Below are 26,832 nucleotides of genomic sequence, written 5' to 3'. Positions count from 1 at the left end.
TATGCTAAAAAAGCCCTTCGCCGGAACGGCGAAGGGCTTACAATAAAACAACCTGGTATTCCGAAAGTGCTTTAGAACAGAGACAGCTTGGCAAGCTCCATAACCGGCCCGGGAAGAATGCCGAGCAGCAACACGCCTACGATAGCAAGAATGATAGAAGCAGTGGTCGCCACATTCATTTTTACCCATCCGAAATCTTCGCTGGGATCGCGGAAATACATGTACACCATAACCCGCAGGTAATAGTAGAGGGAAACGGCTGAGTTAAGTACGCCGATGACGGCAAGCCATACCAGGTCAGCTTTCAGAGCACCGGCAAAGATATAAAACTTACCGGCGAATCCGGCTGTCGGCGGAATGCCCATTAAAGAGAAGAGGAAGATGGTCATTGCTACGCCCAGGAAAGGACGACGATAACCGAACCCTGAGAATCCCTCCAGGGTGAGATTCTCTTCGCCTTTTTTGCCCGCCAGCACGAGGACTGCGAAGGCCCCCATATTCATGAAGGTATAGGCAAGCATGTAAAACAGAATCCCGGACAACCCGATCTCATTGGCGGCTGCCATACCGACCATGGCATAACCCGCATGCGCAATGGAGGAGTAGGCCAGCATCCGTTTAATGTTATCCTGGGAAATGGCAATCACGTTACCGACGATCATGGTCAACACCGCAAGAATCCACAGCATTGAAGTCCATTCAACCTGCATGCTTTCAAGGCTGACGGAGAAGACCCGAACGAAAGCAGCAAAAGCAGCGGCCTTGGGACCGGCACTCATGAATGCGGTGATCGGCGTAGGAGCACCTTGATAAACATCAGGGGTCCACATGTGGAAGGGTGCAGCGGCAATTTTGAAAAGAAAGCCGGTGCCCAGCAGGATCATGCCGGCGACTGCCATCGAATTGTCGAGCATGGTCTCGCCGGAAGCGAAGGCATCGGCAATCCCCTGCAGGTTGGTCGTGCCGGTGACGCCGAAGAGAAGCGCCACACCATAGAGCAGAAAGCCTGTAGAAAAAGCGCCGAGGAAGAAATATTTCAATCCGGCTTCGTTGGAGCGCAGTTGATTGCGGAACATTCCGGCAAGCACATAGAGAGAGACCGACAGGACCTCGAGACCCAGGAAGATGGTCAACAGATCAGTGCCGGATGCCATCCACATAGCACCCGCCGTAGTAAAAAGAATCAACGCGTAGTACTCGCCAAGGGGGTACCCCTCGCGCTGAATGTAGTCGTCAGACATCAATATGGTCAGAATGGCCGCGACAATAAAAGTCATGTTGAAGAAAGTGGCAAAATTGTCCATCACCACGCTGCCATGGAATCCGACTTCGTTAGCGTTCCACCCGCCGAAAGCGACGAACGCGGTGATGACCAGGCCAGCAATGCTGACCCATGAAATGTGGGCGGTTTTGCCCTTCGGCGAAAAGACAGTCACCATCATTACGGCCATGCCGAACAGGACCAGAATGAATGATGGCATAATCGCCGCCATATTGACGTTTTGAATAGCGTCTTGCACCAGGTTTTCCATTGAAAAGCTCCTCCGGATGCGGTGTTAATCCGAACAGAAATGCTGTTATTTCAGCAAATAATCGTTCTTGGCCACGGTAGTATCAACGATTTCCACCTGAGCCATCTGCTTGCCCTTGATCTGTTGAATCATGTTATCGAGGGCCGGATTCATCTTCTCAAAGAAGGTGTTGGGACAAACACCGATCCAGAAGACAAACAGCAGAAGTGGAAGCATCAGGGCAATTTCTCGTGCATTGAGGTCCTTGAGCTTCTGGTTGGCAGGGTTATCAAGTTCACCGAACATGACGCGCTGGAACATCCACAGCATGTACACCGCGGCAAAGATCACGCCAGAGGTGGCAAACACGGCGAACCAACGCAGTTCGCTTTCGAATGCCCCCATCAGGATCAGGAACTCACCCACGAACCCGTTGGTCCCGGGCAGGCCGATGGAGGAGAGTGTCACGATCATGAAAATGGTCGCGAAAATCGGCATCTGTTTAGCCAGGCCACCAAACTCTACAATAAGGCGGGTATGCCGGCGCTCGTAAATAAAGCCGACGATGAGGAACAATGCGCCGGTGGAGATACCATGGTTGATCATCTGAATCATGCCGCCGGAGAACCCCTGGAGATTCATGGCGAACAAACCCAGCATGACGAACCCGAGGTGAGATACCGATGAATAGGCAACCAGTTTTTTGACGTCTTCCTGAACCATGGCCACTAGAGCACCATAGATGATGCCGATGACGGCAAGCACAGACAGAAAGGGAATAAACTTAAAGGTCGCATCGGGGAACAACGGCATCGCAAAACGAAGATAGCCGTAGGTACCCATTTTCAACAGGATAGCCGCCAGAATGACTGAACCGGCAGTAGGCGCTTCGGTATGGGCATCAGGCAACCAGGTGTGAACCGGGAACATCGGCACCTTGATGGCGAAGCTGAAAGCGAAAGCCAGGAACAGCCAGGTCTGCAGTTCGGGTGCGATATTGAGAGAATAAAAATGGGTGATGCTGAAACCGTTTTCGAACGGCACGCCTGATTGAGCCGCCATGTAATAAACATAGATAATGGCGACAAGCATCAGCAGGGAGCCGACCGCAGTGTACAGGAAGAATTTGACTGCAGCATAGATGCGGCGTCCGCCGCCCCAGATACCAATCATGAAGTACATGGGGATCAGCATCAATTCCCAGAAAATATAGAACAGGAAAAGGTCAAGGCTGATGAAAGCGCCGAGCATTGCTGTTTCAAGCAGCAGCATCAGAGCCATGAAGCCCTTGACGTTCTTTTCAACCGCATTCCAGGTTGAAAGAACGGTGATCGGCATGATGAAGGTGGTCAGAACTACCAGCCACAGGCTGATCCCGTCAACACCGATGTTGTAATTCATCTGGAAGTAGTTGCCGACGCTGATCCACTCCGCGAATTCAGTATAGTGAAATCCGGCTGAGTTTTTGAAAACGTCGTCAAAAGCCAAGGGCAGGCTGATCAGGAAAACGACCAGCGTAACTACCAGCGTGAAGCTTTTCAGCAGTCCCTCATTGTCCTTGGGAATGAACAGCAGGAACAGGATCCCGAGAATCGGGAAGAATGTCATCAGACTCAAAAGGTGGTCCGTCATGGAAATCGCTCCTTCTATGAACTAGGCTAGGGTTCCGGCTCTCTTACTTAAATACGTAGTAAGCCACCATGACAATCACCCCGACCACCATACTCAATGCATAATTGTGCATCAAGCCGGTCTGGGTGAGGCGGAGCACCCCGGAAAACCCTTTGATTACAAACCCTGTACCATTGACGATGCCGTCGACCACCACAACATCGAAACCTTTCCACAGAAACTGTCCCAGCTTCTTGGTGGGGTTGACGAAAAGGGCGTCGTAGAGTTCATCGACGTACCATTTATTGAACACTGCGCGGTGCAGGCCCTGGAATGCGTTGACGAACTTACCGGGCAATTCAGGCTTCATGATGTACATGAAATAGGCCAGCCCGATGCCTACGACGGCGATACCGACAGATACACCCATCAGGCCGAATTCAAGCGCGGCGCTGCCATGAGCTTCGATACCGTAGGCCTCCTGGGTCGGAGCGAAAACGGGAGCGAGGAAATCACCGAAATAATTGGGGATATGGCCAACAAGATTCCCGATAACATGGGGAATGCCGATATAACCACCGATCACAGCCAGAAGCCCGAGGACCATCAACGGGATGGTGATCACCAGCGGAGACTCATGGATATGATCCTTGGCGCGGGGATCGGTCTTCTCTTTTCCGTGAAAGGTCATAAAGACCAGGCGGAACATGTAGAAGGCAGTCATCCCGGCAGCTACAGCACCGACAGCCCACAGCATCCAATGACCGCGAGTGGAGCCGAACGCCCACCACAGAATCTCGTCCTTGGAGAAAAAGCCGGAGAACATCGGAATACCGGCGATCGCAAGGGTCGAAACCAGGAAGGTGATGTAAGTAATCGGCATCTTTTTGGCGATTCCACCCATGTTGCGCATATCCTGAGCATCATCATGCAGATGAGCCTTGTGATAGGCATGATGCATGGCGTGAATGACCGAACCCGAACCGAGGAACAGGCAGGCCTTGAAGAAGGCGTGGGTCATCAGGTGGAAAATTCCGGCGGTAAAGGCCCCGACGCCCATGGCCAGGAACATGTAGCCAAGCTGGGAGACGGTGGAATATGCGAGAACGCGCTTGATGTCATTCTGTGCCAGACCGATGCTGGCGGCGAAGATTGCCGTCGCCGCACCTACAATGGCGATCACCATCATGGTATCTGGTGCCATGGCGAACAGACCGTTCATGCGGCCGATCATATAAACACCGGCGGTCACCATGGTCGCAGCATGGATCAGTGCGGAAACAGGCGTCGGACCCTCCATCGCGTCGGGAAGCCAGGTGTAGAGGGGAATCTGAGCCGACTTGCCGGTTGCCCCCAGAAAGAAGCACAGGGTCACGATGGTGACAACAATGCTGCCGGTCCCGAGAAGATGACCATGCTTGGCGATCTCGGTGAACTGAAGTGTCCAGACCCCATGATCACGACCGAGAGTCCAGAAGAGGAGAAACAAGCCGAGCAGAAAGCCGAAGTCACCGATACGGTTGACCACGAAGGCTTTTTTGCCGGCGTCTCCGGCACTCTTCTTGTGGAAGTAGTAGCCGATCAGAAGGTAGGAACAGAGGCCGACGCCTTCCCACCCGATGAACATGACCAGGGCGTTGTTGCCAAGGACCAGCATGAACATGGAAAAACTGAACAGATTCAGGTAGGAGAAGTACCGATAGTAGCCCTCCTCGCCATGCATGTAGCCGATGGAATAGAGGTGGATCAGGGTACCAACGCCGCTGACCACCATAATCATTACCGCTGAAAGGGGATCAAGCAGGAAACCCCAGTCAATCTGAAGGTTTCCCACCGAGATCCAGGAACCAAGCACTGTCTCGTGAACCTTCTGGGTGTCGCCGAGCAGGCGGAAAAAGTACATGCTCGACACAATGAAGGAACCACCCATGGCAGCGGTGCCGATTGCACCGATAACCGCTTCGTTTTTGATCTTCTTGCCCAGGAGCCCGTTTATAATGAACCCCACGAGCGGCAGGAAAGGTATGAGCCATAGTTTGTCGTACATCTCCATCTCTCCTCTTGCGAAAATATCCAAACTGATTGGAAATCAGATCACCATTTGAGCAGGCTGACTTCGTCGACCTCTATGGACTCTTTGTTGCGGTAGAAGGCGATTATCAGCGCAAGACCGACCGCCGCTTCGGCCGCCGCAACGGTCATGACAAAAAAGACGAAGATCTGTCCATCCACATTTCCCAGAAAGCTGGAAAGGGAAATAAAGGAGAGATTCACCGCATTGAGCATCAATTCAATGCACATGAAAACGACTATGGCGTTGCGCCGCGTCAGAACTCCCAGGGTTCCCAAGGAAAACAGGATGGCGCTCAGCACCAGATAATGATAGACGGTAACCATGTTTAAGACTCCTGTCCGTACCGGATTAAACTTTCTTCTTGGCCAGAATGAGGGCACCCATCAGCGCTACCAGAAGCAGAATGCCGGCGATTTCAAAGGGAAGAACATATTCGGTAAACATCTTCTCGCCGATAATCTGGGTATGCCCCTGGGACAGAATTTTCTCGTGGGTAATATCACCACGAATGCTGGTAACCTCGCCGCCCCGAACAAACATCATGGCTTGCACCAGCAGAATGCCGGCTGCGATCGCCCCACCGAGAATACCGTGCATGTAGCGCTTATTCATCTCACTGCCGAGATTAAGAAGCATGATGACGAACAGGATCAGCACCATGATCGCCCCGGCGTAGACCATGATCTGAACAGCGGCCATAAAGGGCGCATAGAGCATGACATAAAAGATCGCCAGGCAGAAAAAGGTCATGACCAGGGATATGCCACTGTTGACCGGGTTCCTGCATGTGACCACAAGAAGGCCCGATATAATGGCAACCAAGGCAACCAGATAAAAGAACAAGACTTCCATGGAAAATCGCTCCTTTCCGCTTAACGCAGCAACCGCTCTTTATTGTAGGCGAAAATTTCGCGCTGATAATTGGCCAGCTCGTATTCGGCTGTCATTTCAATCGCCTCTACAGGACAGGCCTCGACGCAGTAGCCGCAGAAGATGCAGCGAAGAAGGTCGATGCGGTAGACCGCGGGGTACTTCTCCCCTTTATCGTTCTCGGCCGACTCTACTGTGATGCACTTGGCGGGGCAGACAGTGGGGCACAGATAACAGGCCACGCACTTCTCCCGATCCTGAGTCGGCACCAGACGATGCAGGCCGCGAAAGCGGTCGGAAGGCTTGAGTTTAACATGAGGGTATTGAACCGTCGTGCTGTGGCCTGGAAGCAGATGCTTGAAAGTTATGCTCAGACCTTTGGCAAACTCTTTGAACATGGTCGTGTCCTCGTCTCCTCAAAGGGTTATTGCATCAGGATGACTACCACAGCGGTAAGGGCAATATTGACCAGACCGAGAGGCAGCATGATTTTCCACCCCAGCTTCATCAACTGATCGTAGCGAACGCGAGGGAAGGTTGCACGCAGCCAGATGAAGAAGAACATGAAAGCAAAAATTTTAATCAACAGGTTGATAAATCCGGGGAAAGGTCCGGACCATCCACCAAGAAACAGCGTAGCGGCAATGGCCGAAATGACGACCATGTTGGCATATTCAGCCATGAAAAACAGGGCGTATTTCATGGAAGAATATTCGGTGCAGAAACCAGAGACGAGTTCTGTTTCCGCTTCAGGAAGGTCAAAAGGGACACGGTTGATCTCGGCCAGGGAGGCCACTACAAAGAGACCGAAGGCTAGAGGCTGAGAAAATACGTACCAGTTGGGAAGAAAATCGACCACCCCCCAGAGAGGCTCGCGCTGCAGCATAACGATCTCGCGCAGGCTCAACGTCTCAGCCAGCATGAACACCGCCACGATAGAGAGGCCGGCTGCCAGCTCATAGGAAATCATCTGGGCCGTCGAACGGATGCCGCCAAGCAGCGAATATTTACTGTTCGACGACCAGCCTGCGAGGACGATCCCGTAAGCCCCAAGCCCCGCCATGGCCAGAACGTAGAGGACACCAACATTGAGATCTGCAATCTGCTGAGTGACCAGATAGCCTCCGATCTCAATGTCCGGCCCGAACGGCACAACGGCGAAGGTGATAAAAGCCGGAACCAGAAGCATCATCGGAGCCAGCACAAAGGTGAATTTGCTGGCCTGGCTTGGAATGATGTCTTCTTTGAAGAAAAGTTTGAGGCCGTCGGCTATAGGCTGTAAGAGCCCGTGCCACCCGGTTTCCATCGGACCGAGGCGTGTTTGCATGTGACCGATAACCTTACGTTCGACCCAGGTCGCGTAAGCAACGATCAGAATGAGAACCACGAACACAACCAGGATCTTCACGATCATGGTGGTCAGGAACAGGGGCCAGTTGTTGGAGAGACTAACAGGCGTCATGGCATTCCTCTCTCTGCAGAATATTAAGGGTGTTCATTAAAATCCAGGCTTATGCGGAGTTGTCATTTCCCCGAGATGCTGGCTTAAATACAGAACTTCGCGATGATTCGGATTAATTTCCAGAGCTCGGCTTATCGCCTTTCGTGCCCCGTCAAGCAGATCCAGTTGCATGTTGCATTCAGCAATACGAACCAGCGCATCCGCATCCCTTGAATTGATTTTGAGTACCTTTTCAAAAGCACCGATGGCTTCACCAAAATCACCTCGTTTGTAAAAGGTTTCGCCAAGCATGTAATGGGCCGGTGCAAACCCGGGATTAGACTCAACCGCTCGCGCAAATTCCTGGGAAGCTTGATTCAAATTTCCGTTTTTCAAATGAGCCATACCCAGTTCAAATATCGCTGCTGTGTAGGTTGGGCTAAGCTTTACAACCTTATTAAACTGTTCAATCGCCGAAGCGGGCTCACCTTTTTGCGCAAAGACCATCCCGAGCATATAAAGCGCCCGAGTGTATTCAGGATTTATCCGAACAGCCTCCTCCAAAGCAGATTCCGCATTGGCAAGGTCTGTATTTCTAAGATGGGAGAGTCCTAATCGATAGTGTGTTTCTGCGCTGCCGGGATTGATCTCCCTGGCACGCTCAAAGCTTCTGATGCTGGCCGGGAGATCACCCAGCCCATACTGTGCCATTCCCAGCTTGAAATAAATCCTGAATGGATTTTCTGCTCCGGAAAGCGCTTTTTCAAAAGAGGCCGCTGCCTCTTCAAGACGCCCCTGATCATACAATGCCAACCCCTGATAGTACCTGACGGTACTATTGCCAGGGTCTCGCTTCAAAATATTTTCCCAATCAGCGAGAGCCTCTTCGATCATCCCCCTGTGAAACCGATCTAGCGCTTTGCGGTGCAAAAAATCTGCATCCTCTTTGAGATTGATACCGCATTGATCACAGAAACGGGCGTTGACCGAAACGGGAGCATTGCATTTGGGGCATTCCATGGCTTCTCCCAGGACGTACCTTATTTGCTGATTTCAACAGGTACGCTTGATTCACCGCGATAAATCTGGTTCACCCCGGCATCACCGAAGTGGTAAGGAACGAAAACCAGACCTTTGGGTAGTCTTTTGCCCAGCTTTACCTTAAGCCGAAGTTCGGCACCGTTGCCCTTGACCGCAACCGTCTCACCCTCTTTCAGCGCAAGTTCAGCTGCATCCTCTGCCCCGAATTCAACGTAGGGTTCAGGCATGGCAGCCAGGGGCCCCTTGGCGTGAGTCGAAAGGGTTCCGCTATGATAAAGGGCACTGCCTGTCACCATCTGGAAACGTGCCTCGACAGGCTTGCTGCCTTCAACTGCGACAAGCTTCTTGAACGCGGGCTTGAGATTCTCTCCGCCCCAGACAACCCCTTGCGGGCCGATCTTGTCAAACTCAATCGCCTGGTACCCGGGCGCCTCCTGCTTAAGTTCAGCGAAGATGGCGGCGGGGCCGGTATAGCTCAACTGGTCGCCGAATCGTCCGGCAATCAGACTGAAAATGGCCAGATCGGTTTTAGCTTCCCCGGGAGAAGGAACTCCTGGGCGAACCCGCTGGATCCGTCTTTCAGCGTTGGTGAAGGTGCCATCCTTCTCCGCAAAAGAGGTGGCCGGCAGAATGACGTCGGCTTCTTCGCAGCTGGCAGTCATGAAGATATCCTGCACCACCAGGAAGGGAACCTTTTCAAGTGCTTTTATTACCTTGGCGCGATCAGGGTAAGAGACCACCGGGTCTTCGCCGATCAGATACAGTGCGGAAAGCTTCCCATCGGATGCGGCTTCGAGCATTTTCTGAGCACCGAACCCCTTGTCTCCGGGGAGAATGTTCAGATCAAGAGCACCCTGGCTGTTCGCCTTTTCGCCGCAGAGATAGAGCCCACCTTTTTCCGAATCCACAGCGCCGGTCAGAATGGACAGGTTGGCGGCAGCGGTGCCAAGCTCTGCGCTTTGTGCGGAATAGGGAAGACCATAAGCGAGCAGAATCGCTACGTTCTTGCTTTCTGCCAGCTTTTTGGCCGCAGACTTGATGGCTTCGGCATCAACTCCCGTCAGCTTTGCAACCTTTGCGGGAGTTTGATCCGAGAGTGCTTTCTTAAGCTCATCAACGCCCTCGACGCCTTCGGTTGCGGCCAGACCTTCCGCTAACAGGTACTGGCACATGGCGTTAATGACACTGAGCTCGGTTCCAGGTTTGGACAAAAGGGTCTGCGCATGGGGAAGCTTGGTAAATTTCCCCTTTTTGTCACTGACAAGAATCAACTGTGCATCATGACGCTTGACCGCCTGGTTGACGACCATCCCGAAGACAGGGTGAGTTTCGTAAAAATCGGAACGGATCGAAAGGATCGCATCGCACTCTTCAACCTGGGGATAGGTTCCAGTCGATGCAGCGATCCCCAGAGTCTGACGCATACCGACAGTGACGCCCTTGTAGCACTCACCACCGGAGTGATCGAGATGAGGCGTCTTGATGGAATTTGCGGCGAGCTTCTTGAGGAGGAAGAACTCCTCGTTGGTCAACCGGCCGCCCGAAAGGATACCGACGCCCTTTTCGCTGCCGGCTTTTTTAAACCCGGAGACCACGGCATCGATCGCTTCGCTCCAGGTTGCAGGCTCAAGCCGGCCGTTGCGCCGGATCATAGGACGTGTGATGCGGTCTTCTGAATTGATAAAAGAATATCCAAAACGGCCGCGAACGCACAGATTGCCGTCATTGACGCCGTTTTTATCGTTAAAACGGATCGTTTCAACCTTATTATTGAGTACGCCAAGAGTGACCGTGCATCCATTGCCGCAATAGCCGCAGACGGTGTCAACTTCCTTGAGCTGCCAGGGGCGCGCCTTGAATTTGAACGGTCTGGGCAGCAAGGCACCGACAGGGCACATGGACACACACTGCCCGCAGAACTCGCAATCAAGACCGCGATCATAGGCAGTGGCAACCTTGGTATCGAAACCGCGCTCGATAAAACTATAGGAACCGTAAGCGACAATCTCGTCACAGACGCGGACACACTTACCGCAGAGTACGCAACGGTTCATGTTGCGCTCGATAAAAGGGTTGCGCTCGTCAGTCTCCCAGTTGAATTTCGCATCGTCAAAGCGGTTTTTGGTGACCTCGTATTCATAGGTCAGGTCCTGAAGGTCGCACTCCCCGCCTTTGTCGCAGATGGGGCAGTCAACAACATGATTGACCAGAAGAAATTCAAGGACCGTCTTGCGAACCTTCTTGATTTCATCGGACATGGTGGTGACAACCATGCCATCCGTCACCGGAGTGGTGCAGGCAGGGATCAAACGCCCCTTCATCTGCTCAACTTCAACCAGGCAAACACGGCAGGCACCGTAGGGAAGAAGCTTTTTCGCGTGACACAGAACCGGAATACGAATTCCTGCCTGCTCGGCCGCCTCCAGAATGGTGGATGTCTTATCCACCTTGACCTGTTTTCCATCTATCGTCAGATTAACCATCTCGACCTCATCCTTGTTCGTCTGGGGGTTCGGCTATTCGATGGCCATAAACCGGCAGGCATCGTAGCAGGAAGTACACTCGGTGCACTTCTCCTTGTCGATGATCGCGACCTCACCCTTTTCCCATTTGATTGCATCGACCGGGCAGATCTTGTAGCACAGGCCGCACTTCTTGCAGGCCTCTTCGATGACCTCGAACTTGAGCAGCGCCTTGCAGCTGTTGGAGGGGCATCGCTGGTCTTTGATATGTGCTTCGTATTCATCTCGGAAATAGCGGATGGTCGACAGGACAGGATTCGGCGCGGTCTGGCCAAGGCCGCACAGCGAGGCCTTTTTGATATCGACACACATATCCTCAAGAAGCTCGATATCACCCTCGCGCCCATGTCCCTCGGTGATACGCTCCAGAATATCAAGCATGTTTTTCAGCCCGATACGACAGGGTACGCATTTGCCGCAGGACTCGGCCCGGGTAAAGTTGAGGAAGAAACGGGCGATATCAACCATGCAGGTCGTTTCGTCCATAACAACCAGACCGCCGGAACCCATCATTGCACCGGCCTTGATGAGAGAATCGTAGTCGACCTGGGCATCAATGGCCTCGCCCGGGAGACAGCCACCGGAGGGCCCCCCGGCCTGAACCGCCTTAAACTTGCGGTTGTTGAGAATCCCGCCGCACACGTCGTAGATAACTTCCCGCATGGTAATACCGGCAGGAACTTCCACCAGGCCGGTGTGCTTGATCTTTCCGGTCAGGGCGAAAATCTTGGTACCCTTGGTACCCTCGGTGCCGATGGACGAGTACCAGTCTGCACCTTTGTAGAAAATGAAGGAAACGTTGGCAAAAGTTTCAACGTTATTGATGTTGGTCGGCTTGGTCCAGAGACCACGCACAGCGGGGAAAGGAGGACGGGGCCTGGGCATGCCGCGCTCACCTTCGATGGAAGCCATGAGAGCTGTTTCCTCACCGCAGACAAATGCGCCGGCACCGGCCTTGATTTTCAGATCGAAATCAAAACCAAGACCCATGCAATCCTTCCCAAGGAAGCCTTTTTCGTAACAGACATCAATCGCTTTTTGCAGACGCTGGATGGCCAAGGGATATTCGGCACGCACATAAACGTAACCGTTCTTGCACCCGATCGCATAAGCCGCGATCATCATCCCCTCGATGAGTCCATAGGGGTCGCCTTCGAGGATTGAACGGTCCATAAAGGCCCCCGGATCACCTTCGTCAGCGTTGCAGATCAGGTACTTGTCATCGCCAGGAGAGGCGGCACAAAAGCCCCATTTGACGCCGGTCGGGAAACCACCGCCGCCACGACCACGAAGACCGGACTTTTTAACCTCGTCAATAACTTCCTGCGGCTTCATCTTTACCGCTTTTTTGATTCCGGTAAAGCCTTCATGCGCCAGGAAATCGTCAAGGCTCTCCGCATCGATGGTCCCGCAGCGGGAAAATACAACGCGCATCTGCTTTTCAAGAAATTTATTGTAGTAGGGGCCTGCCTTTTTCTTCGCGACAACCTCCCCCTTCAATATGTGTTCTTCGACGATCTGTGTAACAAGCTCCGGCTTGACAAAATCGTAGGTCACTGCCTCCTGGCCGGGAATACAAATATCAACCAGAACGTCATTCGCACACAATCCGCGGCAGCCTGTTCCGACTACGGTACAGCGTTTACCGACTTTCCCTTCAACGCCGTGCTTTTCAAACTCAGCCCTGAAGGCATCCTCGACCGCCTGCGCGCCCGATGCCAGACCACCTGTGCCCTGACATATAAGAACCCTCAATTCTTCTGCTTTTTCGGCCATTTAAAAGTCCCCGGTTGAAAAAAGGTTGGAAGCAACAGTCAGGATACTGGTTAATCCATGCCCTGATACTTCTTGACGACCTCTTCCATCTTCTGCACCGACATGCTGCCGTAGGTGGCATCGTTCACCATGATGACCGGCGCCATCCCACAGGCGCCAATACAGGCCACATGCTCGACGGTAAACTTGAGGTCCTCAGTCGTCTCGGCATGCCCGATTCCGAGGCGATTGGAGAGGGTATCGGCAATGCGGCCAGCCCCTTTAACGTGGCAAGCAGTCCCCATGCAGACACGGATAATATATTTACCACGAGGCTCAAGATGGAACTGGGCATAAAAGGTCATGACCCCGTAGATCTGGCTGGGGTAAACATTGAGGCGCTCGGCGATGAGCTGTACGCAATCCTCGGGCAGGTAGCCGTACGCCTCCTGCACCTCCTGCAATACCGGCATAAGAGCGCCCTTCATGTTGATATACTTATCGATGATCTCGTTCGCTTGACTGAGATCGATTTCTTCCTGTTCAGCCTGCGCTTGGGTATTGCTCATGGGAAACCCTCTTACGCTAGATTGTTAACGGTCGATATCGCCAAGAACGATATCAAGCGTACCGATAATCGCGACCAGGTCTGCAAGCATCCGGCCTTCAGCCATCTGAGGCAGCGCCTGAAGGTTGAGGAGTGAGGGTGGCCGGATCTTCATGCGGTAAGGACGGGGCCCGCCGTCAGAGACAAGGTAAAAGCCAAGTTCTCCCTTTGGCGCCTCAATTCCAACGTAAACCTCTCCCGGCTCAGGCTTGAATCCTTCGGAAATAATCTTGAAGTGATGGATCAGCCCCTCGATGGTATTGACCACATCCTGCTTGGGAGGAAGGCAAACCTTGGGCACGTCAGCGAGAATCGGTCCCGGCTTGAGCTTGTCGAGTGCCTGAATAACAAGCTTAGAGGACTCGCGAATCTCGTCAAGGCGAACCTTGTAGCGTGCCCAGGTATCGCATTCGTTGCGCACGGGCACGTTAAAGTCATACTCTTCGTAACCGCTGTAGGGGTTGTCGCGACGCAGATCCCAATCGACGCCGGAACCGCGCAGACTTGGTCCGGTCAAACCGATATCAATCGCCTCTTCGCCGGAGATCTCGCCGACGCCGATGATACGCTTCTGCCAGATCTTGTTGCCGGTAAGAAGCCCCTCATACATATCGACATGCTCAGGCATCTCGATAGCGAACTCGCGCATATCCTTTTCGATACCCTCCGGCAGATCTGCGGACAGGCCGCCGACCCGGAAGTAATTGGAGGTCATCCGCGCGCCGGAGATCTGCTCGTACATATCCATGACGCGCTCACGCTCACGGAAACAGTAGATAAAGACCGTCATTGCGCCGATATCCAGAGCGTGAGTCGCCAACCAGACAAGATGGCTCTTGATCCGCGTCAACTCCGCCATAAGCACACGCACAACCTTGGCGCGCTCAGGGATCTCGTCGGTGATACCGAGCAGCTTTTCAACCGCAAGGACGTAACCCAGGTTATTGCTCATCGGCGCAAGGTAATCCAAGCGGTCCGTCAAGGGCAGCGCCTGGTGATAAGTCCTGCTCTCTGCCAGTTTCTCAACCCCGCGATGGAGGTAGCCAATATGCGGAACCGCCTTGACGATCTGCTCGCCGTCCAGTTCCAGAACCAGCCTCAACACCCCGTGAGTCGAGGGATGCTGGGGCCCCATGTTTATGGTCATGGTTTCGGTTGTCGTTGCCATTGTACGCCTCGTTCCTTTTGGAGTTCTCGAATAGGTGCCTTAAACAGTGCGTCCCTGGTAGGGTTCACGGTCGGGCCCCTGCACGGGATAGTCCTTGCGCAACGGATGCCCCTCCCAATCATCAGGCATGAGGATTCGCCGAGGATCGGGATGATTGTTAAAGGTGATCCCGGAAAGATCCCAGCACTCGCGCTCCATCCAGTTGGCCGCGCCCCACACTCCGCAGACGGTATCGATGCGCGCATCGTCCGCGCCAACAGGCGCCTTGAGACGCAGACGCGTCTTGCTCGTCAGGTTGTAAAGGTTGTAGACAACGAGAAAGCGGGGGTCAAGCCCCATGTCCAGGCCGTCAACAGCGCACAGATCGGCCAGCATATTGAAGCCCAGCTCCTCTTTGCAGAAAGTACAGATGGCAACGATGTCATCCTTCGCCACCGTCACGGTCGTCTCTCCCCGATGCTCTTTGACCTCAAGAACAGACGAGGAGAACTTCGCCTTGATCTTTTCTACTACAGCTTGATCGGTCATTTCCTGTCCTTATCTCAATAAAAAAGTATCGAAAACCAACCCGCTATCAGGCTTCACTGACCACTTCACCGAGGCCGATGGCAGCGCCGAAAGTATTGCGCTCGGCCATGATCTTCTCCTGCAGCTTGAGCAGACCGTAGAGAAGCCCCTCGGGACGGGGAGGACAACCAGGGATATAAACATCGACCGGCAGCGCCTCGTCGATACCCTGAACCGTGCTGTATGTATCAAAAATACCGCCTGAGCATGCGCAAGCCCCCATGGCGATGACATATTTGGGCTCAGGCATCTGCTCGTAAATCGTCTGGATAACCGGGAGCATCTTCTTCGTCACCGTACCCGCGATAATGATCAGGTCGGCCTGGCGCGGCGAAGCGCGGAACAGTATCCCGAACCGGTCCAGGTCATGCCGCGCGGCACCCGCAGCCATCATCTCAATCGCACAGCAGGCAAGACCGAACGTCATCGGCCAGAGAGAACGAGACCGGGACCAATTGACAACCTTGTCCAGACTTGTCGTGATAAAATTGCTTCCCAGAGGCTGATCTACTCCCATTCCAATGCTCCTTTTTTCCAGTCATAGATAAAGCCGATAACGAGGACAAAAATGAAGAAACCCATGGTTGCCGCACCAAAAAGACCAAGCTTCTTGAAGACGACGGACCACGGGTACATAAATACGACCTCGAGATCAAACACGATAAAAGCCACCGCGACCAGGTAAAACTTGATCGGGAACTTTTCTCGCGCCGTTCCGACAGGCGGAAGGCCGCATTCGTATGGAGAAAGCTTGACTTTGCCGGGCTTTCTCATACCAACCAAGCCGGAAAGAACAACACAACCCAAGGCAAAGGCCAGGGCTATCCCAATGAGAACTAAAATCGGCAGGTAACTGTCTAGCATAGAGCGGCTCCTCCCCAACGATGTGTTATTACGGCATACTAATTATATGCGATGCCGTTTACGGTTTAAGGCCTAGGCAAGTTAGGACAAACGGCTTTTCTTGTCAAGGAAAAAATACAGTATACTGTATGCACATTTACGCATGCATTTCCACTGTTAAAACAGCGGTTTATGTTGTCTCGAAAGCGCAAATAAACACGCGGTTTCGCAGGCTTCCAACGGCCTTTCACCGCTGTCGAAGAGGGACGGACCATCGACTTCTTTTCTCGGCACGCCTCTACCGACGCCTGACTTCAATGCGATTCATTGCAGCCAGCAGGAACCCCAGAGAGATGAAAGCGCCCGGCGGCAGGATCATCAGCAGTACCGGTTGGTAACCACTGCCGAAAAGAGAAACGCCCAGCAGGCTGCCGGCACCCAAAACTTCCCGCACAGCGCCGAGAACAAACAGCGCAAGAGTAAAACCTACGCCCATACCAAGTCCGTCGCCAATAGAATTTCTCAGCGGATTGCGGGAGGCGAAAGCTTCGGCCCGCCCAAGAATGAGACAGTTGCAGACGATCAAGGGAATGAAGATCCCCAACGCCTTGTGGAGATCGTAAAGAAAGGCTTCCATGGTCAGCTGCACCACGGTTACAAAAGAGGCGATAATCACGATAAAGGAAGGGATGCGCACCTTGCCGGGAATGACATTGCGCAAAAGAGAAACGGCGATATTGGAACAAAGCAGCACGAAGGTCGTAGCCAACCCCATCCCCAGGCCGTTTTCCGCACTGGTCGTCACGGCCAGCGCAGGACACAGGCCAAGCAGCAACTTGAATACTGCATTTTCCCGCCAGATTCCGTTGCTGAATTCCTGCTTAAGACTCATTGCTGCCCCCCTCGGCACCAATAATGGCACCACGATTTTCGTGAAAGAACTCCAAGCCGCGACGCAGAGCACCTACGATTGCCCGGGGAGAAATCGTGGCTCCGGTAATTTCATCAAACTCGCCGCCGTCTTTTTTGACGCGCCAGTCGGCGTTGTCCAATCTTTTGCCCTTGAACTGGCGCTTGAACCAGTCTTCTTCAATTTTATCGCCAAGCCCCGGAGTTTCAGCATGCCTTAAAATCTCAATGGCAACAAGAGCCCCATCAGGGCGAACGCCTGCCATGACCGCAATCTCACCGCTGTACCCATCAGGAGCAACTACCTCGAAGGCAACGCCGTTGATTTTACCGTCAGAACGGCCGAGATAAAAGGTGCGTTCAACAGGCTTACCCTTTTTATTCACGCCAACCGGCAAGACGACACGATCCTGGTCGGGGTTGTTGTCAAACTCGGGCAGAACGGCAGACAGAGCCCTGAGGGTCTCCAACCGGCGCTGCTCAGCGATCGGTTCGCGGGTGAAGCTCTCAACCAGCGAGAGGACCAAACCCGCACCTACTGTAATCAGGGTCAGCACAATGACCAGACGTGCAATATCCTTCATGGACTTCCCTTGTTTAAGCTTTGCGCGGCATGTAGCCGAATTTGCGCGGCCGACAGTAGCGATCGATAAGCGGCGTGGCGGCATTCATCAGAAGAATGGCAAAAGAAACCCCTTCGGGATAGCCACCGAAGAGACGAATCAAAACAGTGACAACCCCGCACCCTGTCCCGAAAACAATCATCCCCACAGGAGCGACGGGAGAAGTGACCATGTCGGTCGCCATGAAAAAGGCGCCCAGCAGAAGCCCCCCCGTAACCAGGTGAAACAGGGGACTGGGGTAGCGAGCAGGGTCAACCAGCCAGAAAATCCCACCGAGCACAACGACACTGCCGATGAAGCTCAGCGGAATATGCCAGGTGATGATGCGCTTCCAGAAAAGATAGATCGCGCCCGCCAGCAGGGCCAACGCGGAGACTTCGCCAAGACAACCACCCATGTTGCCGACAAAGTAATCGACGGTCTGGGCACCGCTGTGGGAGGGAAGCTGGCCGGTCAGCATCACCGCGGTTTTCATTTCCCCCAATGGAGTTGCCGTGGTTAGCGCATCGAGCCCTGAACCGCCGGGGGAAGGAGCACTCCAACGCGTCATCTGAACCGGGAATGAAATCAGAAGGACCACCCGCGCGACCAGTGCGGGGTTAAAGGGGTTATACCCCAATCCGCCAAAAATCTGCTTGGCAACGACAACCGCCACCACCGCTCCCAGAAGAGCAAGCCACCAGGGCGTCGATGGGGGCAGGTTAAGGGCCAGAAGAATGCCGGTCAGCGCGGCGCTGCCGTCTCGCCAGGTTTGTTCTCTGCCCATAATTTTGCGGCACAGAGCTTCCGCAGCAACGCAACCAGCCATGCAGACCAAAAGTACCCAGAGCGCAGGCAGTCCGAAAAAATAGACAGAAACGGCGCAGGCCGGCAGAAGGGCATAGATGACCGCGCGCATGATCGCGCCGGTCGTCTGCTCAGCATGAATATGAGGCGAGGAAGACAGATAGAGCTGTTTGTCCACGTCAGGCATTCCTTTTTTGAGCCATAATGGCGCCTTTCGCCTGGCGGATGAACTGCACCAGGGGAATCATGGAAGGACAGATATAGGTGCAACACCCACATTCGATGCAATCCAGCACGCCGAGGGTTTCGGCCGTCTCGACTTGGTCATTCCTGGCATAGGCAACAATCGTGGTAGGCAGAATGCGTGCCGGACAGACGGAAACGCACCGCCCGCAGCGAATACACGGCCCCTCGGGGCGCGGATCAACATCCTCCTGCCGAAAAATCAGCAATCCCCCCGCGCCCCGCGTCACCGGGACATCAAGGGAGAGCTGTGCGGTCCCCATCATGGGCCCCCCCAGTATGATTTTTCCGGGTTCACCATTGAACCCACCACAGGCGTCGATCAAATGCCGCAACGGGGTGCCGATGCGGACACGCAGATTTTTCGGCTCAGCCACCCCCGGGCCGGTCACGGTCAGCACCTGCTCGATCAGCGGCTGCCCGGTGCGCACGGCGACGGAGACGGCAGCAGCAGTACGCACATTCTGAACCAGCACCCCCGCGTCCATGGGCAGACCTCCGGATGGCACCTCGCGTCCGGTAATGGCATAAATCAACTGTTTTTCAGCACCTTGCGGATACTTGACCCGCAGCGGCACCACTTCAATATCACTGGAAGCGCAGGCGGCGTCTATCACCTTTATGGCGGCGGGTTTGTTCTCCTCGATGCCGATAAAAATACGCGGCCTCCCCAGCACACCGGCGAACAGACGAACACCGTCGAGAATCTGTTCCGGATCTTCGAGCATGAGGCGATAGTCGGTCGTCAAATAAGGCTCGCATTCCGCACCGTTTATAATCAGGGTGTCAATCGGCTTTTCAGGCGGAGGAGACAGTTTGACATGGGTGGGAAAAGTCGCGCCCCCCAGGCCGACAATGCCGCATGCACACAATTTGTTGCGCACGGATTCGGCCGCCAATTCATCCTCGCCAAGCCCGCGCAGATCGTCACACCATTGATCGCGGCCGTCCGGGCGGATGACGACCGCCGGAAGATCACGGCCCGAGGGATGGGGGCGTGCCTCCACCGCCACCACCTCGCCTGAAGTGGAGGCATGCACGGGAACAGAGACGAATCCCCTCGCTTCACCGACAACCTGTCCGCGGCAAACCGAGTCGCCGACAGCGACACAGGGTTCAGCGGGCGCACCAATGTGCTGCGACAACGGAATGATGATCTCATCCGGCAAGGGACAGATTTCTACCGCCTTGTCCGCCGAGGCAGCTTTGCTGTCAGGAGGGTGAAGGCCACCATGAAAAGTTTTAGGTTTTCTGCTCATCCACGAGACTCGCTGAAATCAGGCAACCGTTCAGGCCGCTTCGTCGGAGGTGGGAACAATCGAAGGGGCAAAAGTGCTCCCTTCAGGATATCCGGCAATAAAATCACGAATACAATGCGTCGGGCACTTTTCAATTGCCGGAGCCGCCTGCCCATGATGGGCATAGACGACCCGGGCAAGAAAATCTTCAATCACATAGGCTTCAGGCGCAGCCTTTTTGCAGATCTGACAGGCGATACAGCCGACCTGACAGTACTTGCGCACGACTGCACCCTTGTCATGACTGTTGCAAAGGACATGGACGGTGGCAGAGGCGGGCACCATGCGGATAACCTGGCGCGGACACACAGCAATGCACTTGGTGCAGCCGGTACACTTTTCCCGGCTGATGACCGCCAGCCCCTGCTTGGTGATCTCGATGGCTCCAAACGGGCAGGCCCGCACACAGCTGCCGAGCCCCAGGCAACCACCAGGGCACGCCTTAGGGCCATCTGCGAGCTTCTGAGCCGCATTGCAATCCTCCACCCCGAGGTAACGGTATTTATCCTTCGCCTTGACCCGGTCGCCCTGACAGATCACCACGGCCACCTCAGGCTCACGCAGCTTGGCGGAAACACCAAGGATGGATGCAAGCCGTTCAATAGTCGCCTGGCCACCGGGCGTACAGGCGGCGGGGTCAACCTTTCCTTCAGCCAGCGCACGGGCAAAACCGGCGCAACCCGGAAATCCACAGGCCCCGCAGTTGGCCCCCGGCAGGGCATCGAGGATTTCCAACTCCCGGGGATCAACTTCCACTGCGAACTTTTTTGACGCCAGCCCGAGAAGAATCGCCGCCGACAGCCCGATCCCTCCCAGACTTACTATCGCTTCCAGCATAGCGCTCTCATCCCAGAATGAAGTGCCATCACCCGGCCACCAGACCGGCAAACCCCATGAACGCCAGGGAAAGCAGTCCTGCAGTGACCATGGCAATAGCTGTTCCGCGAAAAGCCTCGGGAACCGGACACAGATCCAGACGCTCGCGCAATCCGGCAAACAACACCAGCGCCAGGGTAAAGCCGATGGCAGCACCGACGGCAAAAACAACCGCCTCGAGAAAGGAATAATCTTTTTGAATATTCAGAACAGCCAGCCCCAGCACTGCACAATTGGTGGTAATCAGGGGCAGAAAAATACCGAGAGACTGGTAAAGGACGGGGCTGGTTTTCTGCACGACCATCTCGACCAACTGAACCAGGGCCGCAATCACCAGGATAAAGGCGATGGTCTGCAGGTATTCGACCCCCAGCGGAGCCAGAACGAATCTCTGGACAAGCCAGGTCATGGCAGAAGCCACCGTCAGAACAAAGGTGACCGCCATTCCCATGCCGAGTGCCGTTTCGACCTTTTTGGAAACGCCGAGAAAGGGACAGATCCCAAGAAAACGCGCAAGAACGAAATTGTTGACAAAAATAGAACTGACCAGAATGATCAACAAACCCGTCATAAAGCCTCCTCGGCGCGGAAAAAGCGACCCCATACGGGGCTGGTCGCATAATGTAAATTATTGCCGCAACCCTGTCAAACTTCTCTTCACATACCTGTTCTTGACAACCCTGCACGGGCATGCTAAGCAGACGGACAAGTTCGGGACACCAAAAGGAAAATCCCCCAGAGGAACAGGCCGAAAGAGGAAGCTACAGCTTCATGATATTTGTATTCGCCACGTATCGCAAAGAACTCCGTCAACCCACGCGACGAGGGATATCCAAATGAACCACACCAAGTCAAGCCAACTTTTCGCTGAAGCAAAAAAATACATCCCCGGCGGGGTCAACAGCCCTGTACGCGCCTTCAAATCGGTCGGCTGCGACCCGGTTTTCATTACCCACGCCAGCGGCTCGCAGGTGTATGACAGCGACGGCAACAGCTATATCGACTATGTGCAGTCCTGGGGTCCGATGATTCTTGGCCACGCTCATCCCAAAGTAATCGAGGCCATCTGCAAAACTGCGGCCGAGGGAACCTCTTTCGGCGCGCCGACCCATTTGGAAACCCAACTGGCACAGATGGTCTGTGAAGCCTACCCCAATATCGAAAAGATCCGCATGGTTTCCTCGGGAACCGAGGCCACCATGAGCGCTATCCGCCTTGCCCGCGGCTATACGGGCCGCGACAAGATTATTAAATTCGACGGATGCTACCATGGCCACGCCGACAGCCTGCTGGTTAAAGCCGGCAGCGGCGCCGCCACCTTCGGCGTCCCGACCTCGCCCGGCGTTCCCGCGGATTTTGCCAAACATACCCTGACGGCAAATTACAACGACCTTGATGAGGTCAAACAAATGGTCGCCGCCAACAAGGACCAAATAGCGGGCATTATCCTCGAACCCGTCGCCGGCAATATGGGCTGCGTCGCACCCCGTGCCGGATTCCTCGAAGGTCTGCGCGAGCTCTGCACTCAAGAGGGGATCCTCCTGATCATCGACGAAGTTATGACCGGATTTCGCCTGGCCTACGGCGGAGCGCAGGAGCGCCTAGGCGTGCGCGGCGACCTTGTGTGCCTCGGAAAAATCATCGGTGGCGGCATGCCCGTCGGCGCCTTCGGCGGCAAACAGGAGGTTATGGACCAATTGTCGCCCGGCGGAGGGATCTACCAGGCGGGAACCCTGTCCGGAAATCCCCTGGCCATGAGCGCCGGCATCGCCACCCTCACCCTGCTCAAGGAAGAGGGCTTTTACGAGCAGATTGAGGAAAAGAGCGCCTATCTCGAAAAAGGATTGCGCGATGCAGCTTCCCGCACCGCGCATAAAACCTGCCTGCAGCGCGTCGGGGGGATGTTCTGTACCTATTTCCAGGAAGGTCCCGTGTCCAATTTCGCCGATGCGGCCCGCAGCGACGTCGAAACATTCGGTCGCTTTTTCCGCGCCATGCTCGATAAGGGGATCTACCTCGCTCCGTCACAGTTTGAAGCAGGCTTTATGAGTATCGCCCATACCCGCGAAAACCTCGACCGCACAATCGAAGCGGCCCAGGAGGCTTTTTCCAGCCTGTAAATGCCCTGGAGATTCGCACGCAAAGCAATTTTCACAGTCAGGCTTTGCGTGCGAATCCTGCCTTCTTGCCCATGATTTTCCTTTAAAAACCGGTTGACACCCTGATCGCCTTATGCTAATTAGATCGGGTTTTTGACTCTGGATACCGCATATCAAAATTATGGCCGAAGACGACCGCCAACTTTTTAAATCGCTGGGCTTTCTGTCCAGCATCGGGATCTCCATGGTGGCGGCCACCATAATCGGCCTGGCCATGGGGTATTATCTCGACCGATGGCTTGAAACGTCGCCTTGGCTGACCCTGATTTTTCTGTTATTCGGTATCATCGCCGGGTTTCGCAACATGTTTATTCTGACCCGCAGGGAGGTCCGGCGCCAGCAGGAACAAGATGACCGAGACAATCGCGCCGGACAATGACGACCAGATCCAACTGCAACTAGCTCGTCGCAACTGGATCATTCTTGGCCTGCTGATTCTCGGGAGCTTGCTGTGGCGTTCCACCGCAGTGACAGCTGGCGTTGCCGGCGGTGGCCTTGTCGCAATTATCGCTTTTATCTGGATGCGACGATCGCTGCGTCGTGTCATCGCCCAGGCTGAGCACGGCAACCCGCGGGGCCGATATCAGGTAAGTTTTCTTCTTCGCCTTGCTTTCATCGGCACGGCGATTTTCGTGCTTATCGCCGTTTTTAAGGTTAACCCGGTTGCACTTGCCGCCGGCCTTTCGGTGATGGTGTTCAACATTTTATGGCTGACGCTGCGGCGCCTGGCCTGACAAACCCGCCATATCAGATTTCGCGAATCCGTTGAAGGAGACGTTTCAAAAATGACACACCCTTTTTTATTTCTGCAGTGGCTCGAACAAAAACTTAACCTGCATATCGGCGAGCATGTGACCTATTCCTGGTTCGTCATTCTTCTTCTGGTTATCGTGGCATTTCTTGCGACCCGTCGTACAGAGCTTGTCCCCAAGGGTTTTCAGAACTTCATGGAAGTCGTTGTCGGCATCGTTCAGAACCTGATCGACGAAACCATGGGCAAGGCCGGCCGCCCTTATCTCCCCCTGATCGCCACTTTCGCTCTTTTCATCCTGGTATCCAACCTGATTGCCCTGGTGCCCGGCTTCATGCCGCCGACAGCCAATCTCAACACCAACGCGGCATTGGCGCTGACGGTGTTTGCAATGACTCACATTGTTGGCCTTAAGGAGCACGGGCTCAAATATATCAAACATTTTATCGGGCCGGTCTGGTGGCTGGCACCGATCATGCTCCCCATCGAAATCATCGGACACCTGGCACGACCTCTTTCACTGTCTCTTCGTCTCTTCGGCAACATGTACGGACATGAAATTGTGCTGATGATCTTTCTTGCGTTGGTGCCTTTCCTGCTCCCGGTGCCCATGATGCTGATGGGGGTTCTTGTCGCATTTATCCAGACCTTTGTTTTTACTCTTCTGGCGATGATCTATATCGCAGGATCTCTCGAAGAAGCGCATTAATATATTAAAGGTTTCGAAAAGTAAGCGGATATACGGAGTACCACCCCGTCCTATATCGTATAGGAAAAACAAACACTCGAAAGGAGAAAGAAACATGGAATTTTTTGCTTGGTGTATGATTGCTGCCGGTTTCGGCATGGCTATCGGCTCTTTTGGTACCGGCCTCGGTCAGGGGATTGCCATCAGCCGTGCAGTTGAAGGCGTTGCCCGTAATCCCGGCGCAAGCGGCAAGATCATGACGATCATGCTGATCGGTCTGGCCATGATCGAGTCCCTGGCGATTTACGTTTTCGTTGTCGCCATGATTATTCTGTTCGCTAATCCCTTTACCGAACAGGTTATGTCTCTGGTTGGCTAAACCCGTAAAACCCGAAAGGGTGCGTCCCGACGGGACGCACCCTTTTTTTTGCAATAAACCCGACCTTCTTCCCTTGCCTTTTTTTTTCATACACTGCCATAATAGCCGACGAAAAAATAAATATCGCTTGAGGGAGTAATCACGCTAGGAGGAGTAAAATGCTGAAGGTCTTACCCCGCATTCTCGTTGCCCTATTGCTGTTCGGCTTTCTGGGCTCCCAGGCTCTGGCAGCAAACGGCTTGGCCATTGATCCCCAGACCTGCATCGACTGCCATGAGGATGTTGTCTCGGCCGAAACTTTTGCAAATTCGGTCCATGGGCAGAACGCCTGTACCAGCTGCCACGTCGAGATAACCTCGGTTGATGCTCACATGATGGGTGAAATTGAGGTCAAGCCCGTCAATTGCGTTCGCTGCCACAAAAAAGAGACCGCCGAGCACTATGCATCAGTCCATATGCTCAACGATATCGGCTGCTCCGCCTGCCATTACGATATCCATGAGCATAACTACTGGGAAGGCGATAAACGCATTGCCACCTCCAAGTGCGCCGAATGTCATTTTGACGTTCACGAAACTTTTGAGGCATCCATTCACGGTCAGGCACTTGAAGCCGGTAATATGGATTCAGCGGCATGTTTTGATTGCCATGGATTGCATGAGATCAAACCTCTTGGTGATCCTTCTTCCCACGACAACCGTGAATTCCACACCCGCGTATGTCTCGACTGCCACAATGACCAGGAGATGATGAGCCGCAACGGCGTCAATACCGTTGCTGTTGACACGTATATGGACAGCTACCACGGCAAGAATTATCGCCTTGGCTATCCCGAACTGGTTGCAGGCTGTGCCGATTGTCACACCTCGCATGCCGTGCTGCCCGCAGAAAACCCCGACTCCAGCGTGCATCCCGACCATCTGGTCGAGACCTGCGCCAACTGCCATGAAAACGCGACTCCGCTGTTTACCAAGTTCTACTCGCATGGCAGCTACCACGATGCAGAAAATTATCCGATTCTTTACTGGACGTTCATGGCGATGACCGGATTGCTGGTCACGACTTTCGCAGTCTTCTGGCTGCATACACTGCTGTGGATGTTCCGCGGTTTTGTTGAAAACCGTGAGAAGAAAGCTGCGCTGATTCGTGGCGATCACGTGCATCACATCCCTGATGCCCATAAGATCTACCGTCGTTTCACCCGGCGCCATATTTTTCTGCACCTCCTTGTCATCATCAGCTTCCTGATTCTGTCCCTGACAGGCCTGCCGCTGAAGTTTGCCGACCAGGCCTGGGCAAGAATCATGATGGACTGGTACGGTGGCGCCCCTGTGGCTGCCGCGCTCCATCGCCTGGGTGCCGTGATTACCTTCGTTTATTTCGGTGCAGCGATGGTCATGAGCGTGCAGTTCCTGTTCGTTCGGCAGGATATTCCCGGCAACCCCATTCAGCGCCTCTTTGGTCCTGACTCGCTGTTCCCCAACCTGCGCGATGTGCGCGATATCGCCGGCATGTTCCGCTGGTTCCTGTTCCTCGGGCCCAAGCCGACTTTTGAGCGCTGGACCTACTGGGAAAAGTTCGACTTCCTTGCCGTCTTCTGGGGTATGTTTGCCATCGGCGGTTCCGGCCTCATGCTGTGGTTCCCCGAATTCTTCGGCACATTCCTGCCGGGCTGGATGTTCAACGTGGCCACCATCGTCCATTCGGACGAAGCCCTGCTGGCAACCGGCTTTATTTTTACCGTCCACTTCTTCAATACTCACGGACGGCCCGAGAAATTCCCCATGGACTTCGTTATTTTCAATGGCGAAATCAATAAAGAGGAGTTTCTCGAAGAACGCGCTGATCAGTGGCGGCGTTATGAGGAACTCGGCATCACCGAGCAATTCGTCAAACCTAAACCCTCCGGTGTTGTCTATGACTTCATCCTGAAAGCATTCGGCTTCAGCGCCGTGTTTATCGGGATTACCCTGGTCATCCTGATGGTCTATGCCTTTATGCACGGCAGCGGCCACTAGGAACCCTTCACCGCCCAATAAAAAAAGGCTGCCTTCGGGCAGCCTTTTTTTATGTTATATTGAAAAATTATATGGCTTGAACGCGACTAAAC

At 54.1% G+C, this 26,832-nt stretch carries 27 protein-coding genes; 6 read left to right on the top strand and 21 right to left on the bottom strand.

What is annotated here, in order from left to right:
* Positions 1-71: 71 nt before the first annotated feature.
* The 21 genes from GSUB_RS00720 to rsxA all read right to left on the bottom strand — a co-directional run bounded on the left by GSUB_RS00720 (position 72) and on the right by rsxA (position 21,316).
* A complete protein-coding gene (locus tag GSUB_RS00720; RefSeq protein WP_040198692.1) occupies positions 72-1,532 on the bottom strand; it encodes an NADH-quinone oxidoreductase subunit N in 1,461 nt (486 codons plus the stop codon).
* Between the two features lie 45 nt (positions 1,533-1,577).
* Positions 1,578-3,143, bottom strand: a complete 1,566-nt coding sequence (locus GSUB_RS00715; RefSeq protein WP_040198691.1) for an NADH-quinone oxidoreductase subunit M — start codon at positions 3,141-3,143, stop codon at positions 1,578-1,580.
* Between the two features lie 43 nt (positions 3,144-3,186).
* A complete protein-coding gene (nuoL, locus tag GSUB_RS00710; protein WP_040198690.1) occupies positions 3,187-5,169 on the bottom strand; it encodes an NADH-quinone oxidoreductase subunit L in 1,983 nt (660 codons plus the stop codon).
* A gap of 47 nt (positions 5,170-5,216) precedes the next feature.
* The gene (nuoK, locus tag GSUB_RS00705) at positions 5,217-5,519 is read right to left on the bottom strand and encodes an NADH-quinone oxidoreductase subunit NuoK (protein ID WP_040198689.1); all 303 of its coding nucleotides are present in this window, start codon (positions 5,517-5,519) and stop codon (positions 5,217-5,219) included.
* Between the two features lie 25 nt (positions 5,520-5,544).
* Complete coding sequence (locus tag GSUB_RS00700; protein ID WP_040198687.1) at positions 5,545-6,048, bottom strand: NADH-quinone oxidoreductase subunit J; 504 nt, start codon at positions 6,046-6,048, stop codon at positions 5,545-5,547.
* A 20-nt stretch (positions 6,049-6,068) separates the two neighbouring features.
* Positions 6,069-6,464 carry a NuoI/complex I 23 kDa subunit family protein gene (locus tag GSUB_RS00695; protein ID WP_040198686.1) on the bottom strand — a complete coding sequence of 132 codons (396 nt, stop codon included), beginning with the start codon at positions 6,462-6,464 and terminating at the stop codon, positions 6,069-6,071.
* Between the two features lie 26 nt (positions 6,465-6,490).
* Positions 6,491-7,528, bottom strand: a complete 1,038-nt coding sequence (gene nuoH, locus GSUB_RS00690) for an NADH-quinone oxidoreductase subunit NuoH (protein WP_040198685.1) — start codon at positions 7,526-7,528, stop codon at positions 6,491-6,493.
* 36 nt (positions 7,529-7,564) lie between these two features.
* Positions 7,565-8,527, bottom strand: coding sequence for a tetratricopeptide repeat protein (locus GSUB_RS00685; protein WP_040198684.1), 963 nt, complete (start codon positions 8,525-8,527; stop codon positions 7,565-7,567).
* Between the two features lie 20 nt (positions 8,528-8,547).
* Entirely contained in the window at positions 8,548-11,031 is a 2,484-nt protein-coding gene (gene nuoG, locus GSUB_RS00680) for an NADH-quinone oxidoreductase subunit NuoG (RefSeq protein WP_040198683.1), read from the bottom strand.
* A gap of 33 nt (positions 11,032-11,064) precedes the next feature.
* Positions 11,065-12,846, bottom strand: a complete 1,782-nt coding sequence (gene nuoF / locus GSUB_RS00675; RefSeq protein WP_040198682.1) for an NADH-quinone oxidoreductase subunit NuoF — start codon at positions 12,844-12,846, stop codon at positions 11,065-11,067.
* A gap of 50 nt (positions 12,847-12,896) precedes the next feature.
* Positions 12,897-13,394 (bottom strand): NADH-quinone oxidoreductase subunit NuoE, encoded by a 498-nt coding sequence (gene nuoE / locus GSUB_RS00670; RefSeq protein ID WP_040198680.1) that lies wholly within the window; start codon positions 13,392-13,394, stop codon positions 12,897-12,899.
* A gap of 24 nt (positions 13,395-13,418) precedes the next feature.
* A complete protein-coding gene (gene nuoD / locus GSUB_RS00665; protein ID WP_040198678.1) occupies positions 13,419-14,600 on the bottom strand; it encodes an NADH dehydrogenase (quinone) subunit D in 1,182 nt (393 codons plus the stop codon).
* Positions 14,601-14,639: 39 nt separating this feature from the next.
* A complete protein-coding gene (locus GSUB_RS00660; protein WP_040198676.1) occupies positions 14,640-15,128 on the bottom strand; it encodes an NADH-quinone oxidoreductase subunit C in 489 nt (162 codons plus the stop codon).
* Positions 15,129-15,174: 46 nt separating this feature from the next.
* Complete coding sequence (locus tag GSUB_RS00655) at positions 15,175-15,684, bottom strand: NADH-quinone oxidoreductase subunit B (protein ID WP_040198674.1); 510 nt, start codon at positions 15,682-15,684, stop codon at positions 15,175-15,177.
* A complete protein-coding gene (locus GSUB_RS00650; RefSeq protein WP_040198673.1) occupies positions 15,675-16,031 on the bottom strand; it encodes an NADH-quinone oxidoreductase subunit A in 357 nt (118 codons plus the stop codon). The genes GSUB_RS00655 and GSUB_RS00650 overlap by 10 nt, the downstream gene beginning before the upstream one ends.
* 277 nt (positions 16,032-16,308) lie before the next feature.
* The gene (gene rsxE / locus GSUB_RS00645) at positions 16,309-16,902 is read right to left on the bottom strand and encodes an electron transport complex subunit RsxE (RefSeq protein ID WP_040198670.1); all 594 of its coding nucleotides are present in this window, start codon (positions 16,900-16,902) and stop codon (positions 16,309-16,311) included.
* The gene (locus GSUB_RS00640; protein WP_040198668.1) at positions 16,892-17,503 is read right to left on the bottom strand and encodes an RnfABCDGE type electron transport complex subunit G; all 612 of its coding nucleotides are present in this window, start codon (positions 17,501-17,503) and stop codon (positions 16,892-16,894) included. Before GSUB_RS00640 ends, rsxE begins: the two co-directional genes overlap by 11 nt.
* Positions 17,504-17,516: 13 nt before the next feature.
* Positions 17,517-18,515 (bottom strand): RnfABCDGE type electron transport complex subunit D, encoded by a 999-nt coding sequence (locus tag GSUB_RS00635; RefSeq protein WP_084211615.1) that lies wholly within the window; start codon positions 18,513-18,515, stop codon positions 17,517-17,519.
* Positions 18,508-19,830: an electron transport complex subunit RsxC gene (rsxC, locus tag GSUB_RS00630; protein ID WP_040198666.1), complete on the bottom strand. Its 1,323-nt coding sequence runs from the start codon at positions 19,828-19,830 to the stop codon at positions 18,508-18,510. Before rsxC ends, GSUB_RS00635 begins: the two co-directional genes overlap by 8 nt.
* Before the next feature lie 30 nt (positions 19,831-19,860).
* Positions 19,861-20,706, bottom strand: coding sequence for an RnfABCDGE type electron transport complex subunit B (locus GSUB_RS00625; protein WP_040198665.1), 846 nt, complete (start codon positions 20,704-20,706; stop codon positions 19,861-19,863).
* A 28-nt stretch (positions 20,707-20,734) separates the two neighbouring features.
* The gene (gene rsxA / locus GSUB_RS00620) at positions 20,735-21,316 is read right to left on the bottom strand and encodes an electron transport complex subunit RsxA (protein WP_040198663.1); all 582 of its coding nucleotides are present in this window, start codon (positions 21,314-21,316) and stop codon (positions 20,735-20,737) included.
* Positions 21,317-21,581: 265 nt separating this feature from the next.
* On the opposite strand from rsxA, the gene hemL reads away from it, so the two are divergent.
* From hemL to GSUB_RS00590, 6 genes are all read left to right on the top strand, one after another.
* Positions 21,582-22,865, top strand: coding sequence for a glutamate-1-semialdehyde 2,1-aminomutase (gene hemL / locus GSUB_RS00615; RefSeq protein ID WP_040198661.1), 1,284 nt, complete (start codon positions 21,582-21,584; stop codon positions 22,863-22,865).
* A gap of 160 nt (positions 22,866-23,025) precedes the next feature.
* Positions 23,026-23,283, top strand: coding sequence for an AtpZ/AtpI family protein (locus tag GSUB_RS00610; RefSeq protein ID WP_040198660.1), 258 nt, complete (start codon positions 23,026-23,028; stop codon positions 23,281-23,283).
* Positions 23,255-23,638 carry an ATP synthase subunit I gene (locus GSUB_RS00605; RefSeq protein ID WP_040198658.1) on the top strand — a complete coding sequence of 128 codons (384 nt, stop codon included), beginning with the start codon at positions 23,255-23,257 and terminating at the stop codon, positions 23,636-23,638. Before GSUB_RS00610 ends, GSUB_RS00605 begins: the two co-directional genes overlap by 29 nt.
* A gap of 51 nt (positions 23,639-23,689) precedes the next feature.
* Positions 23,690-24,364 carry a F0F1 ATP synthase subunit A gene (gene atpB / locus GSUB_RS00600; protein ID WP_040198657.1) on the top strand — a complete coding sequence of 225 codons (675 nt, stop codon included), beginning with the start codon at positions 23,690-23,692 and terminating at the stop codon, positions 24,362-24,364.
* A gap of 94 nt (positions 24,365-24,458) precedes the next feature.
* A complete protein-coding gene (gene atpE / locus GSUB_RS00595; RefSeq protein WP_040198655.1) occupies positions 24,459-24,722 on the top strand; it encodes an ATP synthase F0 subunit C in 264 nt (87 codons plus the stop codon).
* 158 nt (positions 24,723-24,880) lie between these two features.
* Positions 24,881-26,740, top strand: a complete 1,860-nt coding sequence (locus tag GSUB_RS00590; protein WP_040198653.1) for a cytochrome c3 family protein — start codon at positions 24,881-24,883, stop codon at positions 26,738-26,740.
* Positions 26,741-26,832 lie beyond the last annotated feature (92 nt).

Source organism: Geoalkalibacter subterraneus (assembly GCF_000827125.1).
Lineage (GTDB): Bacteria > Desulfobacterota > Desulfuromonadia > Desulfuromonadales > Geoalkalibacteraceae > Geoalkalibacter_A > Geoalkalibacter_A subterraneus.
Note: the sequence above shows the minus strand (reverse complement) of the source record. Positions and strands in the feature narration are given on the sequence as shown.